This window comes from Candidatus Arsenophonus lipoptenae (assembly GCF_001534665.1).
Lineage (GTDB): Bacteria > Pseudomonadota > Gammaproteobacteria > Enterobacterales > Enterobacteriaceae > Arsenophonus > Arsenophonus lipoptenae.
The window spans coordinates 400,580-418,511 of record NZ_CP013920.1 but is presented as its reverse complement, the minus strand read 5'-3'; the positions used below and the strand labels follow the sequence as shown (position 1 = coordinate 418,511).

The following is a 17,932-nucleotide window of genomic DNA, read 5'->3' as shown; positions in this document are numbered from 1 at the left end:
AGGATAAATACTAGTATGCCTGGAAACTCTATTGGACAACTTTTTCGTGTGACGACATTTGGTGAATCTCATGGCTTAGCTTTAGGTTGTATTATTGATGGGTTTCCTCCTGGCATGGCATTGTCAGAAAAAGATTTACAAATAGATTTAGATCGCCGGAGGCCTGGTACTTCTTCTTATACCAGTTCTAGATATGAACAAGATCAAGTTAAGATTTTATCTGGTGTTTTTAATGGGATTACGACAGGAACATCAATTGGTTTATTAGTTCAAAACGAAAATCAACGTTCACTAGATTATAGTGACATCAAAGATGTATTCCGACCTGGCCATGCAGATTATACTTATCAAAAAAAATATGGTATACGTGACTATCGTGGTGGTGGCCGAGCTTCAGCTAGAGAAACAGTTATGCGTGTAGCTGCTGGAACTATTGCAAAAAAATATTTACGACAACAATTAGGTGTAATTATTCGTGCTTATTTAAGTCAATTAGGAAATATTTTTTGTGAATTAAAAGATTGGGATTTAGTAGAACAAAATCCTTTTTTTTGTCCTGATATAACAAAATTGGATGCTTTAGATTCATTATTGTCTTCTTTAAAAAAAGAAGGTAATTCTATTGGTGCTAAAATAACTGTTATTGCTGAGTATGTCCCAGTTGGATTAGGAGAGCCTGTTTTTAATCGATTAGATGCAGATATTGCTCATGCTATGATGAGCATAAATGCAGTTAAAGGTATTGAAATAGGTGCAGGTTTTAAAGTAGTTACATTAAAAGGAAATGAAAATAGAGATGAAATTACTAATAACGGTTTTATTAAAAATAATGCAGGCGGTATATTAGGTGGGATAAGTAGTGGCCAACAAATTATTACTCATTTAGCATTTAAACCAACTTCAAGTATTAAAATACCTGGTAAAAGTGTCAATAATGATGGCGATGAAATTGAAGTTATCACTGAGGGACGTCATGATCCGTGTGTCGGTATTAGAGCTATACCAATAGTAGAAGCAATGATGGCAATAGTTCTTATGGACCATTTTTTACGTTATAGAGCACAATGTAACATTAAATTTTAAATTTGCATTTTTGTAGTGTATATAAATATAAGATATATTTTATTTTTAATAATATTATAATTTAATGAATGATTATTATTGCAAATATGATGAAATATTATTCATCAATTAATCTTAATATAATAATAAAATTTTATTAGTTTAATTAGTACAACTTAAATTTTATATTAATTCTTAATATAATTAAATAATGTGATTAAAATTAATTATATAATTTAATAATTTTGGAGGAGTAAAAATACTTGTTATTTTAAAATTAAATAAATCTAGATAATATCTATTAATACTAAATAATAATTAAAAGATAATTTACTATTTTTATATTTATTTTAGTTATTAATAATTAACTTTTTATTAAAGGTTAATATTTAATTTTTAATTTTAAAATTAAAATAAAAAGTATTGAATTGGTTATAAATAAAATTTTTTATAAAATAAATTAAATAAAATAATTATATTTTTTATTTAATTTATAATTAATTAAAAAAAATTATTTATTAATATGATTATAATAATATTTTTATTTTATAAAAATATTTATAAAATATAGTTAATATATCAATAATTGATATATTGTGATTAGTATTAAAAAGATAAATAAAATTATATTTTTCAGTTTTTTCATTCCTTATTTTCATATATTTATCTAAATTATTTTTTATTTTTATAACATTAATTAGTTCTAATAAACTTATTTTTAATATTTTATATATAAAATATACAACAAAAACAAATTCTACCTATTTGCCTCATTGTACTTTTCAGCGTACAAGTGTACTCTAAATATCAGGATAAAATATCAGCAAATGAATTTTAATTATGAGGTAAGATAATTAATGAAACGTGCAGTTATCACTGGTCTGGGGATAATTTCCAGCATAGGTAATAACCAGAAAGAAGTACTTGGTTCTTTGAAAAGAGGGCTTTCTGGTATTAGGTTTTCGGAAGAATTTAAAAAAATGGGTTTACGTAGTCATGTTTGGGGAAATATTAAGATTTCAGAAGATTACGTTAGACAAAGAATTGATCGTAAAATTCTACGTTTTATGAGTGATTGTTCTATATATGCTTATTTAGCTATGGAAGAGGCAATTTCAGATGCTAAATTAACTGAAGATCAGATTTCAAATATTCGCACCGGTTTAGTAGTTGGTTCTGGGGGTGGTTCTCCACGCAATCAAGTTGCTGGTTCAGATGGTATGCGTACAAAAGGATTAAGAGGTGTAGGTCCTTATATGGTTACTAGAGCTATGGCATCAGGTATTTCCGCGTGCTTAGCCACCCCATTTAAAATTAGAGGTGTTAATTATTCTATTAGTTCAGCTTGTTCTACATCTGCACATTGTATTGGGCATGTCGTAGAGTTAATTCAGTTAGGTAAACAGGATATTATTTTTGCTGGTGGTGGTGAAGAATTAAGTTGGGAATTAACTTGTGAATTTGATGCGATGGGGGCATTATCTACAAAATATAATGCAACCCCAGAAAAAGCTTCTCGTACTTATGATCAAGGAAGAGATGGTTTTGTTATTGCTGCTGGTGGTGGTATTGTTGTTGTAGAAGAATTAGAGCATGCTTTAGCTCGTGATGCACATATTTATGCTGAGATTGTTGGATATGGTGCAACTTCAGATGGTTATGATATGGTAGTCCCTTCAGGTGAAGGAGCAGTAAGATGTATGAGAATGGCATTAGTAGATGTAAAACAAATTGATTATATTAATACCCATGGTACTTCAACTCCAGTGGGCGATACAAAAGAATTAGAAGCTATTACAGAAGTATTTGGCAGTAATAATACACCAGTAATTTCAGCTACCAAAGCAATGACTGGGCATTCTTTAGGAGCTGCTGGAGTTCATGAAGCAATTTATAGTTTATTAATGCTAGAGCATGGATTTATAGCACCAAGCATCAATATTGATAATTTAGATAAAAAAGCAGAAACAATGAATATTGTTACTAAACCAACTAATAAAAAATTAAAAACTGTGATGTCTAATAGTTTTGGTTTTGGAGGGACTAATGCCTCATTAGTGATGAGTAAATATAATGAATAATAATGAATGCATAATGATTCTAGAATAGAATTAAAATTCTATTTAATAAAATATTTAATTAATAGGTTTTAATTTATTTAAAATAAAAATAAATATCATTTGTAAAGTTTAATTTTTGAATTTATAATAAGGTAAAATTTTTATTTTGTAAAATATTTTTACTTATATTAATTAATATAAGAACTTTTATAAGTAAAATAAAATGCTAAATATTAAACTAATTATGCTTTAATACAAAATAATTAAGTTTTTATATTTATATCATACTTCAAATAGTATTTGATTTATAGCGGTGCAATTTTTTATTTAAAGATTATAAATAAATTTTCAAAACAAGCAATATTCTATAGGATTAAAATTAATTAATATTTAATTGATAAAAAAATCAATACTTTTATGATATATATTCTATACTTTTTATAAAAATTTTACCAATTTTTTATTTTCTGTAATTATTAATGTAATGTATATTTATTTTTAATATTACATAAATTAGTTAATTAATAACCAAATTTGGTCTGTAAATCAGTGAATATATTATTAGATAAAAATATACCTTGCGCAACTGAATTATTTAAAAATATTGGTGATGTCAAGTTAGTTTCTGGCAGATCAATTTCATCTTCAGATTTAGTAGCAGCAGATGCTTTAATTATCCGTTCTATTACTCAAGTGGATGAAGCATTACTTAAAAATAGTAATGTAAAATTTGTTGGTACTACAACATCTGGATTTGATCATATTGACATAGAATGGTTAACTCAATCAGGTATAGTTTTTTCTGCTGCTCCAGGTTGTAATGCAATTGCTGTAGTAGAATACGTTTTGTCATCTTTACTATTATTAGCTGAACGATATTGCTTTGATTTAAGAGAAAAATTAGTAGGTATCATTGGAGTAGGTCATATTGGTAGCCGTCTTAATAAAAGTTTAAAAGCTTTAGGAGTAAATACAATATTATGCGATCCTCCTAGAGAAAATTCTGGTGATAGTAGTGAACTATTTTGGCCACTAGAAAAATTAATCCATGAGGCAGATATTTTAACATTTCATATTCCATTAAACAATAAAGGACTTTATAAATCTTATCATTTATTAAATGACGAATTAATTTCTATAATTCGAGATAGATGCATATTAATAAATACTAGTCGTGGTTCGATATTTGATAATCATGCTTTATTAAAGGCATTGGAAAAAGGTAAAAAATTATATACCGTATTGGATGTTTGGGAAAATGAGCCAAATATTTCTTTACCTTTATTAGCTAAAGTAAAAATTGGTACGGCACATATTGCTGGTTATTCTTTAGAAGGTCAAATACGTGCTAGCATACAAGTTTTTGTGTCATACAGTAAATTTTTAGGACAAATACAACAGGTTAAATTAAATGATATGTTACCTATTCAGACATGTAATGAAATCAATTTTTCAGGAACATTAACACAAACTAATTTAAAAAATTTAGTACATTTTATGTATAATGTTAGTTATGATGATGTCCTTTTAAGGAATATTATTCATGTTGACAAAGAATTTGATAATTTACGTCAATTGTATCCAAAGCGTAGAGAATGGTCTTCTGTTAAAGTTAATTGTTATGATCCAAATATATCTTATATATTAAAAGTATTAGGATTTAATACGAATTTAATTTAATAAAATATTGAGTATTTTGTTTTGTTTAGTGAAATAAAAATACAAATTTTGTGTATAGTAATTAATTAATTTTTTAGTTAACTAAGTAGGTCGTTTTTTATTTAAAAATTAAATTTTAATTAAAAGGTTTTTAATAATTAAATAATTTATCACGTAAAATATATAACTTAGATGTATATTTAATATATTTATATTAAATATAAAAATATAATATATAGTTAATTAGTATTTTTGTAAAAATAATGTTTATTTACATTAAATATGGTATAGTTATTTGTAAATGATTAAAATTGCATTAGGTATTGAATATAATGGTAGTAATTATTATGGATGGCAAAGTCAACAAACTGTTAAAAGTATCCAGTTTTGTGTAGAACTTGCACTTAGTAAAGTTGCAAATGAATTTATTCAAGTTTACTGTTCAGGTCGTACTGATGCGGGTGTTCATGCTATAGGACAAGTAATACATTTTGAAACATCTGTTATACGTCAAGATTCTGCTTGGATTCATGGTGTTAACAGTAATTTACCATCTGATATTGTAGTACATTGGTATAAATTAGTTAATTCTGATTTTCATGCACGATTCAGCGCTACTGCTAGGAGATATATTTATGTTATTTTTAATCGTAAATATAGATCAGCAATTTTAGCTTCAGGTATCACTCATTATCCTAAACTATTAGATGCTGAAAAAATGAATATTGCAGCACAGGTGTTAGTCGGAGAGCATGATTTTACTTCATTTCGATCTATTAAATGTCAATCTAAATCACCTTGGCGTCATATAAAACATATTAGAGTAAATCGTTATGGTAATTATATTATGATTGATATTAAAGCTGATTCTTTTGTTCATCATATGGTTAGAAATATTGTAGGTAGTTTGTTTTCTATAGGATCAGGTGATCAGGATATTAATTGGATAAAAAATCTTTTAGAATTAAAAGATAGAACAAAGGCAGCTGCAACAGCAAAAGCAACAGGTCTTTATTTAATTTCTATAGATTATCCATCAAAATTTGATTTACCTAAAACAATTGAATTGCCTTTTTTTTTATATCCATTTAATAAAATTATTTTATAATTAAATATATTTATATCATTTAAGTTAATTATTATTAGATTTTTATAAAACATATTAATATTATTCTAATTTTTTATTTAGTTCTATTTTAGTCAGAAATTAAATAAAATAACTTACTATATATATTTTATAATAGATTCTATACTGGATGAGTGTTATATTGTTTAAATTAATTAAAATTAAATTGATATTAATTTTAATTATTAATTTATTATTTCATTCTATCTAATAATGTTATTATTTTATAATTCTAAAATTTATTTTTAAGTAATTTCGATTCTAAAATTTTTCTTCATACCTAGTTTAATAAGATTTCTATTTTAAACTATATATATTTATGTCTTATTATATCGAATATATTATTTTTATTATATTTATTAGTTATAAATATAGTATTGTAAAAATTACATTTTTTGATACTAATTAAAAATCAATAATTTTTACATAAAAGTATTTTTAATAATTAATATTATAAATATAATTTAATTTTAGCTAGAAGGGATTCTTAATGAGCTGGATTGAAAAAATTTTTAATAAGAGTAATATCACTAAAACTACCCGTAAAGCAAATATTCCTGAAGGAATATGGACAAAATGTGATAATTGTAGGAAAGTACTCTATCGTGCTGAATTAGAAAGTAATTTAGCTGTATGTCCAAAATGTGATCATCATATGAATATTTCAGCGCGTCAAAGGTTAATTTCTTTTCTAGATCAAAACATTACAACAGAATTAGGTAGTGAACTAGAGCCAAAAGATATTTTGAAATTTCGCGATTTAAAAAAATATAAAGATCGTATTGCATTAGCACAGAAATTAACACATGAAAGGGATGCCTTAATTGCTATGAAAGGTACTCTTAAGGGTATGAATGTTATTGTAGCAGCGTTTGAATTTAGTTTTATGGGTGGTTCAATGGCTTCAGTTGTTGGAGCAAGGTTTGTATGTGCTGTTGAGCAAGCATTAAAAGATCATTGCCCCTTAGTTTGCTTTTCTGCTAGTGGTGGGGCTAGAATGCAAGAAGCATTAATATCTTTAATGCAGATGGCAAAGACTAGTGCAGCACTTGCTAAAATGCAGGAAAATGGAATTCCATATATTTCGGTACTTACAAATCCAACTATGGGTGGCGTATCAGCAAGTTTAGCTATGTTAGGTGATATCAATATTGCTGAACCTAAAGCGTTAATTGGTTTTGCTGGACCACGAGTTATTGAACAAACAGTTAGGGAAACGTTACCACCTCATTTCCAACGTAGTGAATTTTTAATTGAAAAAGGTGCTATTGATATGATTATTAGGCGTCCTGAAATAAGAGATAAATTAGCAGAAATATTAGCGATGTTAACTGATCAAACTATTATCGAAGTAAATTAAGTTTATATTATTAAATAATTTTCTGATATTTATTATTAATATAATATTTTCAAATAAGATATTCATTAAAAATGAAAGAGATATATAATAATTTTATTAAACCTGGAGTTAATTCTTCTCTGGATACATGGTTAGTTTATTTATCAAATCAGCATAATAAAATTATTGATTTAGGATTAGATCGATTAAATATAGTTGCCAGTAAATTAGATATTTTAAATCCAGCACCTATAGTTATTACTGTTGCAGGAACAAATGGTAAAGGAACTACTTGTCATCTATTAGAATTAATTTTAATTAATGCAGGATTAAAAGTAGGTGTTTATAATTCACCACATCTTTTACATTATACTGAGCGTGTTAGAATTCAAGGTAAAACATTACCTAAAGAATTATTTTGTCGGGTTTTTTTTGATATTGAATCTAAAAAAGGTACAACAAAGTTAACTTATTTTGAATATGCTACTTTAGCAGCCTTGCAATTATTTAAAGAAACTAAACTAGATGTTGTTATTCTAGAAGTTGGTTTAGGTGGTCGTTTAGATGCTACTAATATTGTGAATTCTAATATTGCCGTTATTACGAGTATTGCTTTAGATCATACAGAGTTTTTAGGCAGTAATCGCGAGAAAATTGGATATGAAAAAGCTGGTATTTTTCGCCCAGGATGTTACGCTGTTATTGGTGAGATGGATATACCAAATTCGATTTATAGTGTAGCCCAAGATATTGGATCAAAATTATTTTTTTGTGGAATAGATTGTCAATTTAAATTATACAATGATTATTGGAACTGGAAATCTCATGATTACTTTTTTAAAAAATTACCTATACCCAAGATTCCAATTTGTAATGCTGTTACAGCATTAGCAGTTATTAGTTGTTTACTCAAAGAAGATAGTATTATTAGACGTAATATAACCTTACAAGCTATTAAGCTTGGATTAATAAATGCAAAATTACCAGGCAGATTTCAAATTATTCATAAAAATCCTTATATAATTTTAGATGTTGCTCATAATCCACATGCTTCAGCATATTTAGCTGATAAAATATCTTGTTTACCAAAACATAGAGATACTAAAGTATATGCAGTTGTAGCTATGTTATCTAATAAAGATATAAAAAATACTTTATCTTATCTGATTCCTCATGTAGATATATGGTACTTAGCTTCATTGAATGAAATACTTGGTGCATCTTCTGATAAATTAGCTCAATATGTTAATTCATCATATAAATTTAGTACAGTAGAAGATGCTTGGTTAAAAGTAATAAAAAGAATAAATAAGCAAGATATTTTATTAGTTTTTGGTTCATTTCACACAGTTGCTAAGGTGATAGAAATTGAAAAGTTTAAAAGTAACCTAATTTGATTTTTAATTTTTAATAATTATTTTTAATATAACGTTAAAAATTTTAATTAATAATATTTATAGATAAAATGAGCATATCAGTTATAAAACTGCTTTCATTATAAAATATATTTATTATAAATATTTATATTCGCTATTATGATTTATTTTATAGTTTTAAATTTAAATTTAAGTTTTATAAAAATATTTCATAATTGATCGCTATTTAATCATTTGAGAAAAATTTATGATTTGGATTGACTATGGTATAGTTGCCATTATTAGTTTTTCTACTTTTATTGGTTTAATTCGTGGTTTTATACGAGAATTAGTATCATTAATTACTTGGTGTTGTGCTTTTTTTATTACTAGCGAATTTTATTCATATATAGCAAGTTATTTTACTAATTTTTTCGATAATATATTAATAAGTAATATTATTACTATTTTATTTTTGTTTATATTTATTTTAATTATTGGATTAATAGTAGGTAATATCATTAGTTTATTAATTAGTAAAACTGGATTAACAGGTATCGATCGTGTTTTAGGCTTCTTTTTTGGTATATTAAGAGGTGTAATAATAACATCAATTATTATATTTTTTATTGATATCTTTACACCAATTTCACAAAGTGACGATTGGAAAAAATCAGAATTAATATATAAATTTATTAATATTGTTAATTGGTTTTTAATTATCTTAAAAGAATATTTAATTTTCAATTAAAACTATCACTATGTTAAATTAATAAAGTATCTGTATTGTTATTATAATTTCTGTATTTTATATCAATTAATTATTTACTTTTGTGAAGTATTAATAAATTATTATAATATAATAAAGTTATAATAATAAATATTATTTTAATTATTACTAAAATTAATTTAAATTGTATACTTAAAATAATTTAAAAAATTCAAACTATATTTATAATATTAAAATATTACTTGTAATTTTTTGCTAATTTAGATTATTTGTTGATATGTATTCATAGCTATATTTATATTAATTAATATTTTAAAAAATATATTTAAGTAAAAGTATTTTCTTTATTTCAAAGAAATAATATTAATCAATTTTATTAAAATTTTATATACTTAATTTATTTATGATTATATCTAGTATTATATAAAATTAAAGAATAAAAAATTATATGATTGCAAATAAGAAATTTATTATTAGTATGTTAAAAATTATTTAATAATATATTTAAGATATTAGCAACTGAGCTATAAAACTATACAATATAATTAATTAAAAATAATTTACATATTATTTAGTTAAAATTAAACCATTTAACTAAGTAGATCAGTTTAACTAGAAGAGTAGTGTATATATTTTTAATTGATTATGATATATTAGAAAAATAATATATAGATTATTTATAAACGGTTTTTATATAATTTTATAAAAATTGTATGATAATATTAATATTATAAATTTATTTTTAATTCTTAATTATTTTTAAATTGTTTATATAATTACAATATATCAGAAATTATTGATATTTTAATATTAAATTTAATTTTTATTAATTTAAATGATAGAGAAAATTATTGTTGGTTTAACAGGTGCTAGTGGTGCTATTTATGGTATTAGATTATTAGAAGTTTTATATGATATTGATTATATTGAAACTCATTTAATTATTAGTTCAGCAGCTAAACAGACATTGTCTTTAGAGACAAATTATAGTTTGCGCGATGTGCAAACACTAGCAAATGTTGTTTATGATAATAGAAATATAACTGCAGCCATTTCTTCTGGATCATTTATTACCTCTGGTATGATTATTATGCCATGTTCAATAAAAACATTATCTGGTATTGCTAATAGTTACAATGATACATTAATTGTTCGTTCGGCAGATGTAATTTTGAAAGAGAGACGTAAATTAATATTGGGAGTTAGAGAAACACCTCTACATTTAGGTCATTTAAGGTTAATGATGAATCTTATAAAAATTGGAGCAATAATTTTTCCACCTATGCCAGCTTTTTATCATAAACCTAAAACTATACATGATATTATTAATCAAACTATTAACCGATTATTAGATCAATATGGCATAAATATATCTAAGAGTTTATTTACCCGTTGGGGTAATATGAATTAATTTATTTTTATGATCTTGCTATATTTTTTATAAATATATATTTATAGATAATTATCTGTTTCTTATTTATGCTAAAACATAATAGTAACCAATTTTATTAATTCCATAAGAATTATTCTTATTTTAAGAATTATTCTTATTTTAGTAAAATTATATTAATATTATTTTTTATACAAATATATATAATTATAGTGTGTATCTATATTATTAAATAGGTGATAAAATATTTCATCTATTAATTTTATTAAAATATATTAATTAATATAAAAATAATTAATATGTAATTATTATAAATAATATTATAATATAAATATTATTTATAAAAGTTATTTTAAATTGTGTTCTCATATTAATTAAAATTTTTATCTATATGATAATATATATTTATATATTTTATAATAGCTTTATTTAGTAAAATAAGATTTTTTAAAAGTAAGTTTGGAATTGTTAATATAGATAGATATATTTTAATAAATTTAATGCATTTATCTGATCATATTAAACTTAATCTTAGTAAATAAAGATAGTTTTGCAGTTATTTAAGAAATTAAAATAACTATATACTTATTATATGTTAATAGCAAAAGGTGAAAAATAGATAACATTGTTATTTTTAAAAATCTGTACTAATAATTATATGTTTATTTAATAATAGAGAATTATTAGTTTATATTAGGTTTATATTGAGATATCAAATAAATGAAATAGCAATTTAGGAGGTATATTGGTATATAATGCAAAATCATAATAATAGTAATATTTAATAAATTTATATTATATGTCATATATATATAGGGAATATATTATAAGATAATATAATAATGTTAATAATTAGTGAATTTACAGTTTTAAAACTATTCTTTTGTTCGCTTTAGATTATTCTATTATGATAGAATAAGAATTTTTTTTTGCGCTATTAATAAGTAGAATGAAGCTTTCTATATTTATTAGTTAATTTATCATTAATTTTATTTTAATATAATAAAAACTTAATAAAATCTTAGCTCATAGAATTCATTTATTATTAATGAATAAAATATAAATAAAATACAATTACATTATAAAATCATCTACATTATTTCTCAGTTTTAAAAAAAATTTCGTAAAAATTAATTTTTAATTTTAAATTTTTTATTTTAAAAAGATTTATTAAAAATAAATTAACTAATTGAATATTTTATTAAAATATTTTTATTAATTAAATGATAAAACAATATTAATGGTTAAAATAGGTCATTTTTCAAGAACTATTTTAATAATAAAAACATTTATCGAATAAAAAAATTACACATTATATGTGTTAGTCAAAAATAAATAAACATATTATGACTATAATAGAGTGTTATATGAAACCAAATAAATATAAATGCCTAAAATTATTTCTTAATATAGTATTAAAAATACAAATAAGTTCCTTATCTTTAAGAATTAATAGAAACATACTTTGTCATAATTATGACATGAGTCATTATTAATATGCATGTAGAATGCTATTCTACTGGTTATAGCAACCATTAGTTAAAAATTAGTAGTTATGTATAAAAGATTACTCTAAGTTTTAAACTTATATAATAGTTTACGTTTAAAAAAAAGAAATTTTAAATGTCATGATTTTATAAAATCATAAGTGGCGATTATTTATAAATAATCGCCACTTATGATAAGCTATGATTATATTAAAAATAATAAGTGATAGATTATCTATTACATCTAGTTTGCCAGTTTATAAATAAAACCATCAATATTAATTGTCATACTTATAAAGTATAAATTAATTAATTTAATAATTAATATTATTATGTGACAGATCAAATATGTAATATTTTTGTTTAAATGTTATTTTTTATCTTAAAAATGTAGTTTAATTTAATAAAAATATAAAATACTAAATATTTTTATATATTGCCTATGAAGATTATTTATAGTTAATTTATTTATTAATATTTTTTCAAAATTTAATTTTGATATTATAATTTGCTAACACAATCTATATGTGTTGTATTATTTTTTATAATATGTAGTATATGATTTGATATTATTTCAAGTAAAAAACACATGATAAAATATATTAAAGCAACAAATAAAAAAATTTCTAAAGGATAAATTATTTCTCTACTATTAACTTGAGTCGCTAAAAATGACAACTCTGCTACCCCTATAATATAAGCCAATGAAGTATCTTTAATTAAAGTAATCCATTGATTAATAAATGATGGAATCATCATTCTTAATGCTGGTGGTAGTATTATGTACCATAATACCGATAATTTATTAAAACCTAATGACATTCCAGCTTGCCATTGTTCTTTACTTATTGCTAAAATTCCTGCCTTTACACCATGAGCTAAATAAGCTGATGTTATTAAAGATAGAGAACAAATTACTGTCATTAATGCAGGAATATCTATTCCTATTAACATAGGCAATAAGAAGTAGATCCAAAAAATTAACATAATAACTGGTATAGCTCTAAAAAAACCTAATATCATTGCTAATATATTTGCCCACCAACCACTTAATATTGTTAAAGCTATTCCGCCAGCTATACCAAGAAAAATAGAAATACTTCCAGATAATACACTTATGAAAAGTGTAAGTATTGCTCCTTCCAATGGTCCATCTGGAAACGCACCAAATAATAGATATTGCCAATTTTCTAGAATAACTTTAAAGTTCATGTAAATTTTCCTTTATTTATTAAGTGTTGTTTCCGGCATTGTTCTAAGGCTTCTATTATAGCAATAATAGTAATATAAAGTATTGTCGTAATGCCAAATGCCATAAATGTTTGTAAACTTTGACTTTCAATTTGACGAGAAATATATGAAAGTTCAGCAACACCAATAGCCATAGTAAGTGAAGAATTTTTTACAATATTCATATATTGTCCCAATAATGGTGAAAATGAAATTTTTAAAGCTTGAGGTAAAATAATGTAACGCATAACTTGCCATCTAATCAATCCTAATGCTAATGCAGCAAATTTTTGTTCATATTTTACAGCATAAATTCCAGATCTTAATTCTTCAGTAATAAAAGGTGTGGAATATAGTATTAGGCTAATTAATCCAGCTAAAAATTCAAATGATGGCCATGTTATTTTTAAGCTAAATATAATTAATTGATGTGATGTATTTAACCATTGTATAATAGATACTGGTAAAATATTACCTATAGCAAAATACCAAAAAAAAAGCTGTATTAATAATGGGGTATTACGAAATAATGAGATATAAATAATTGTTAACCAACGCAATAACAGAATACGACTTTCTCTAGTAGCAACTAAAATACAACTCAAAATAGTGGAAAAAATTATAGTTAAAAATGATATCCAAATAGTAATAACTAATCCTTGCCAAATCCAATCAAGATACTCCTTTGTTAATTGTTGGTTAGAAAAAAAATATTTAAACATTGATTTAACCTGTTTATTAAATTTATATATTTTTATAAAAATTTTTATTTTTTTGATATTGTAAATTGAAAACTACCTCTGGGTAGTTCTGCTTTAGTTTTTGGACCAAACCAACGATCATAAATTATTTTTGCTTGACCATTGTTTTCTAGATTTAATAAAATATTATTTATTGCATTAATCAAGTTAGTTTCACCTTTAACTGCAGCTAAAGCTTGATATTCGTGTGTAATACTAAACGGTGAAATTTCATAATTTCTTTTTATATTTTCAGGTAAATTACTTAATAGACCAATTAACTTTGCATCATCTTGTGTAATAGCTTGTACATTCCCATTTTGTAATGCAGCAAATGCAAATGGGGTATCATCATAAGAAATAATTTTTATATTTGGGTAATATTTTCGTAATGTGATTTCTTGTACAGTGCCTTTATCTGCTCCTATACGTAACATAGTGATATCATTAATTGTTTTTAATAATCCCTTACGGGCTATAAATTTTTGCTCTGTAGAAAAAATAGGAATAGAAAAATGAATTTGTTTAGCACGTTCTGATGTAATAGTGAAATTAGCTCCAATTAAATCAACTTTACCTGATATTAAAAGAGGTATCCGATTTGCTGGATTTGTTGGACGTAATATTAATTTAACATTTAAATTATTGGCAATTTTTTTAGCTATATCAATATCATAACCTGCTAATTTTTTAGTGTTGGGATCAATAAAACCAAATGGTGGATTGCTATCAAATACAGCAATACGTATTGTTTTAGTTTTTTTAATATCATTTAATTTATCTGCATATGATATTTCACTAATCAAATTCAATGCTGTATATAATATAATTATAAGAAAATTAAATATCATTTAATTATTATCCTTTGTATTAATATTACATATAATATTTATATATTATATTTATTATTACATTTTAATCATAAATTCTTATTTCATAATAAATAAGATATGAATTTTTAATTGTTCCAATTGATAAAATTTAATAATGGAATATTATTTATTAAATAATTAATTAAAATTATGTACATATAAATATGTTAATTGCCTTTTTTAGTATATTTATATTGCATAATATAATAAATATTATACTAATATGATTATAAAAAACAAATTTTAATAACTCTGAATAATTATTAATCATTTATATTATTAATTATTCTATAGGATATATATATTGATATATTTAGTAATATTTACAAAAAAATGAATTGTATTGATATATATTATTAGAATTTAAAATAACTATTAAGAATACAATTGATAAGATAAAATATTTAATTAGATAAATACAAACTTTTATTATTATATATACTGATATAGTAATTTAAATTTATAATTCAATATTGTTTAATAAGTAAAAAATCATTAGTAATATATAAAGTTAAAGTAAAGTACATATGATTTTTTTTGAAAATAATTTAATAGTTTGATTGATAGCATCAAATATATTTATACAAATCAAAAAACTAAATTTTATTGATGATTTTATTAATTATATAATTGATAATGAATTAATATTAAATTTTATATTAAGAATATTTTTTATATTAATAATATTGTTTATTTCTAAATAAACTTTGATGTAGTAAACGAACTAAATTAGATGTTTTAGTTGTATGTAAAACTGCCACTAAACTTATTCCTTTATTAGAATGCCAAATAAATTCAACAGGTTGATCTTTTAATTGTTGATAAAATAGATGAGTATTTATTGAATTTTTTATAATATCAGATCCTATTATAGCAATAATGGCAAAATGATGACGTAATACAATTTTTTCTAATTGTACTTGTTGTAATAAATTTAGGCTAGCATTAGCAATTTCTGATGTATAACATAATTGAATTAATTTTTTATCTGAATTTAATCCAGTAGCTAACGGCAGTATTTGATTTTTATTAAGAAATAAATTTATATTCTTATAAGTCTGGAAAAAATTTTGTCGATTCATAAGGTATAGTTCTATAAGACAAATATCTTCATGACTAGTGATTATTTTAACTCCAGTATCTTGAGTGAAGAAATGCCCTATTTTTGTTGATCCTTGTTCTGGGTTATAACTACATTTTAGTTGTAAATCAATATTATTAATAGCTAATGGTTGCAATGTTCTAGGATGAAGTACTGGTGTTGATAAACGTGCTAGTTCATTAGCTTCATTAAATCCCAAGATCGGCAGTAAAGAAGCATCTTTAACTTTGCGTGGATCAGCGTTATATATACCAGTAACATCACTCCAAATAGTGACTTTATTAACTTTTGCTAATGCTCCTATTTGTGTTGCTGAATAATCACTTCCATTACGTCCTAATAATACCATTCTACCTTGTTTATTTTGTGCAATAAAGCCAGTAATTACTAGCCATTTATTAGGATATTTTTGTAAAAAATGTTGTAATAATGGGCGCGATAAATTTTCATCAATTTTTGGTTGACCAATAAATTCTGTACGTAAAAAAAGTCTTGCATCTAACCAATAGCTTGATAAACCAGCATTTTCTAACACTGCGGACATTAAACGTGCAGACCAAATTTCTCCATGACCAACAATTTCTGAATAAATATCATTATTAATTGATTTATTTATTAAGTTATTTAATTTTTTGAGATCTTTTAAAAACGCCATTTTTAATATTTTACTTTTATTATTTGGTAATAAGCCATCTATTAGTTCTTGTTGATAATTTGAAATAGATTTTAATAATTTATTAGCTACAATATGATTAGTATGACTATAATTAATCCAATTTATTAATTTGTTAGTAGTTGTCCCAGCAGCGGATACAACTACTAAATCACCTGATTTACTATAATTTGCCATGATATTAGCGACCATTCTATAACCTTGTACATTAGTTAAGCTACTTCCACCAAATTTATGTAATTGACGATGGTTATATTTTGTTTTTTCTGTTATCACTATATTCATGCTAAAAAATACCTCTTAAATTTTTATTAGTTAATAAATATTATTTATATTTTATTTTGTTATTAAATTTTTTAATAAGTTTAATTATTATTTTCTGTAATTATAGAAAATAATACATTTATATAAAAATGATTTATGTTATCTTATATAAAATTATTTATTAACTAATTGAAAATTATAATCATTTAAAATAAAATTATCATAACTATATTAGTATATATGAAATCTAAATTTTATAGATTTTAATAAAATAATGATGATTTTTTAAAAGAAAAGAGTGCTATAATATGTTAATTTTAAAATGATAAATTGATAATATATTCTAAATATATTTTAAATTTAATAAATTATATTAGGATAGTTTTTAGTTTTCAACTACTACATTAATCAATAATATATTCTATATAGAATATATTATTGATTAATGTAGTAGTTGTTCATTTGTTGTCTTTTATTCTAGGTATATTGAATCTTTGATTAAATTTATTAACACGGCCACCATAAGCTAAATCACGTTGTTTACCAGTATAAAATGGATGACATTGACCACATACATCTAAATGTAGATTATGATTAACTGTTGATTTAATTTTCATCATATTGCCACAAGAACAAATAGCAATTATTTCCTTATATTCTGGATGTATATTTTTTTTCATATAACTCCTTTAATTATAGTAAAATACTATTTATTATTCAATATTGAAATATAATTTTTAATTATTAAAAATTGTTCTTTTAATAAATGACTAATAAATTATATCGAAATATATTTATTAAATATGAATTATATTTTTATATATATGATATATAAGGTAAATA

13 protein-coding genes are annotated in these 17,932 nt (G+C 23.0%); 8 read left to right on the top strand and 5 right to left on the bottom strand.

The genetic code is table 11. The features are described from left to right. Positions 1-15: 15 nt before the first annotated feature. The 8 genes from aroC (at position 16) to AUT07_RS01650 (ending at position 10,742) form a co-directional block, all read left to right on the top strand. Positions 16-1,083, top strand: a complete 1,068-nt coding sequence (gene aroC / locus AUT07_RS01685) for a chorismate synthase (RefSeq protein WP_066283367.1) — start codon at positions 16-18, stop codon at positions 1,081-1,083. A gap of 836 nt (positions 1,084-1,919) precedes the next feature. Further along, positions 1,920-3,143, top strand: coding sequence for a beta-ketoacyl-ACP synthase I (gene fabB / locus AUT07_RS01680; protein WP_066283366.1), 1,224 nt, complete (start codon positions 1,920-1,922; stop codon positions 3,141-3,143). A 528-nt stretch (positions 3,144-3,671) separates the two neighbouring features. Continuing rightward, positions 3,672-4,802, top strand: coding sequence for a 4-phosphoerythronate dehydrogenase (locus AUT07_RS01675; RefSeq protein ID WP_066283364.1), 1,131 nt, complete (start codon positions 3,672-3,674; stop codon positions 4,800-4,802). A gap of 280 nt (positions 4,803-5,082) precedes the next feature. Then, on the top strand, positions 5,083-5,889 hold the full coding sequence (truA, locus tag AUT07_RS01670; protein WP_066283361.1) for a tRNA pseudouridine(38-40) synthase TruA: 807 nt from the start codon (positions 5,083-5,085) through the stop codon (positions 5,887-5,889). Between the two features lie 508 nt (positions 5,890-6,397). Continuing rightward, a complete protein-coding gene (accD, locus tag AUT07_RS01665) occupies positions 6,398-7,267 on the top strand; it encodes an acetyl-CoA carboxylase, carboxyltransferase subunit beta (RefSeq protein ID WP_066283360.1) in 870 nt (289 codons plus the stop codon). Positions 7,268-7,347: 80 nt separating this feature from the next. Then, positions 7,348-8,643 (top strand): bifunctional tetrahydrofolate synthase/dihydrofolate synthase, encoded by a 1,296-nt coding sequence (gene folC, locus AUT07_RS01660; protein ID WP_066284163.1) that lies wholly within the window; start codon positions 7,348-7,350, stop codon positions 8,641-8,643. A gap of 226 nt (positions 8,644-8,869) precedes the next feature. Further along, on the top strand, positions 8,870-9,352 hold the full coding sequence (locus AUT07_RS01655) for a CvpA family protein (RefSeq protein WP_066283357.1): 483 nt from the start codon (positions 8,870-8,872) through the stop codon (positions 9,350-9,352). Between the two features lie 817 nt (positions 9,353-10,169). Next, positions 10,170-10,742, top strand: coding sequence for a UbiX family flavin prenyltransferase (locus AUT07_RS01650; RefSeq protein ID WP_066284161.1), 573 nt, complete (start codon positions 10,170-10,172; stop codon positions 10,740-10,742). A 1,967-nt stretch (positions 10,743-12,709) separates the two neighbouring features. Here AUT07_RS01650 and AUT07_RS01645 read toward each other — a convergent pair. From AUT07_RS01645 to rpmE, 5 genes are all read right to left on the bottom strand, one after another. Further along, entirely contained in the window at positions 12,710-13,420 is a 711-nt protein-coding gene (locus AUT07_RS01645; protein ID WP_066283348.1) for an amino acid ABC transporter permease, read from the bottom strand. Continuing rightward, the gene (locus tag AUT07_RS01640) at positions 13,417-14,160 is read right to left on the bottom strand and encodes an amino acid ABC transporter permease (RefSeq protein ID WP_066283345.1); all 744 of its coding nucleotides are present in this window, start codon (positions 14,158-14,160) and stop codon (positions 13,417-13,419) included. Before AUT07_RS01640 ends, AUT07_RS01645 begins: the two co-directional genes overlap by 4 nt. A gap of 44 nt (positions 14,161-14,204) precedes the next feature. Further along, positions 14,205-15,029 carry a transporter substrate-binding domain-containing protein gene (locus tag AUT07_RS01635; protein ID WP_066283342.1) on the bottom strand — a complete coding sequence of 275 codons (825 nt, stop codon included), beginning with the start codon at positions 15,027-15,029 and terminating at the stop codon, positions 14,205-14,207. 698 nt (positions 15,030-15,727) lie between these two features. After that, complete coding sequence (locus tag AUT07_RS01630; RefSeq protein ID WP_066283339.1) at positions 15,728-17,110, bottom strand: aspartate kinase; 1,383 nt, start codon at positions 17,108-17,110, stop codon at positions 15,728-15,730. A gap of 437 nt (positions 17,111-17,547) precedes the next feature. Beyond that, the gene (gene rpmE / locus AUT07_RS01625; RefSeq protein WP_066283336.1) at positions 17,548-17,769 is read right to left on the bottom strand and encodes a 50S ribosomal protein L31; all 222 of its coding nucleotides are present in this window, start codon (positions 17,767-17,769) and stop codon (positions 17,548-17,550) included. Between the last annotated feature and the right edge of the window lie 163 nt (positions 17,770-17,932).

Bases quoted from the DNA above. Each gene is read 5' to 3' on its own strand.
- aroC (WP_066283367.1), top strand. From the start codon at position 16: ATGCCTGGAAACTCTATTGGACAACTTTTTCGTGTGACGACATTTGGT.
- fabB (WP_066283366.1), top strand. From the start codon at position 1,920: ATGAAACGTGCAGTTATCACTGGTCTGGGGATAATTTCCAGCATAGGT.
- truA (WP_066283361.1), top strand. From the start codon at position 5,083: ATGATTAAAATTGCATTAGGTATTGAATATAATGGTAGTAATTATTAT.
- accD (WP_066283360.1), top strand. From the start codon at position 6,398: ATGAGCTGGATTGAAAAAATTTTTAATAAGAGTAATATCACTAAAACT.
- AUT07_RS01655 (WP_066283357.1), top strand. From the start codon at position 8,870: ATGATTTGGATTGACTATGGTATAGTTGCCATTATTAGTTTTTCTACT.
- AUT07_RS01645 (WP_066283348.1), bottom strand. From the start codon at position 13,420: ATGAACTTTAAAGTTATTCTAGAAAATTGGCAATATCTATTATTTGGT.
- AUT07_RS01640 (WP_066283345.1), bottom strand. From the start codon at position 14,160: ATGTTTAAATATTTTTTTTCTAACCAACAATTAACAAAGGAGTATCTT.
- AUT07_RS01635 (WP_066283342.1), bottom strand. From the start codon at position 15,029: ATGATATTTAATTTTCTTATAATTATATTATATACAGCATTGAATTTG.
- AUT07_RS01630 (WP_066283339.1), bottom strand. From the start codon at position 17,110: ATGAATATAGTGATAACAGAAAAAACAAAATATAACCATCGTCAATTA.
- rpmE (WP_066283336.1), bottom strand. From the start codon at position 17,769: ATGAAAAAAAATATACATCCAGAATATAAGGAAATAATTGCTATTTGT.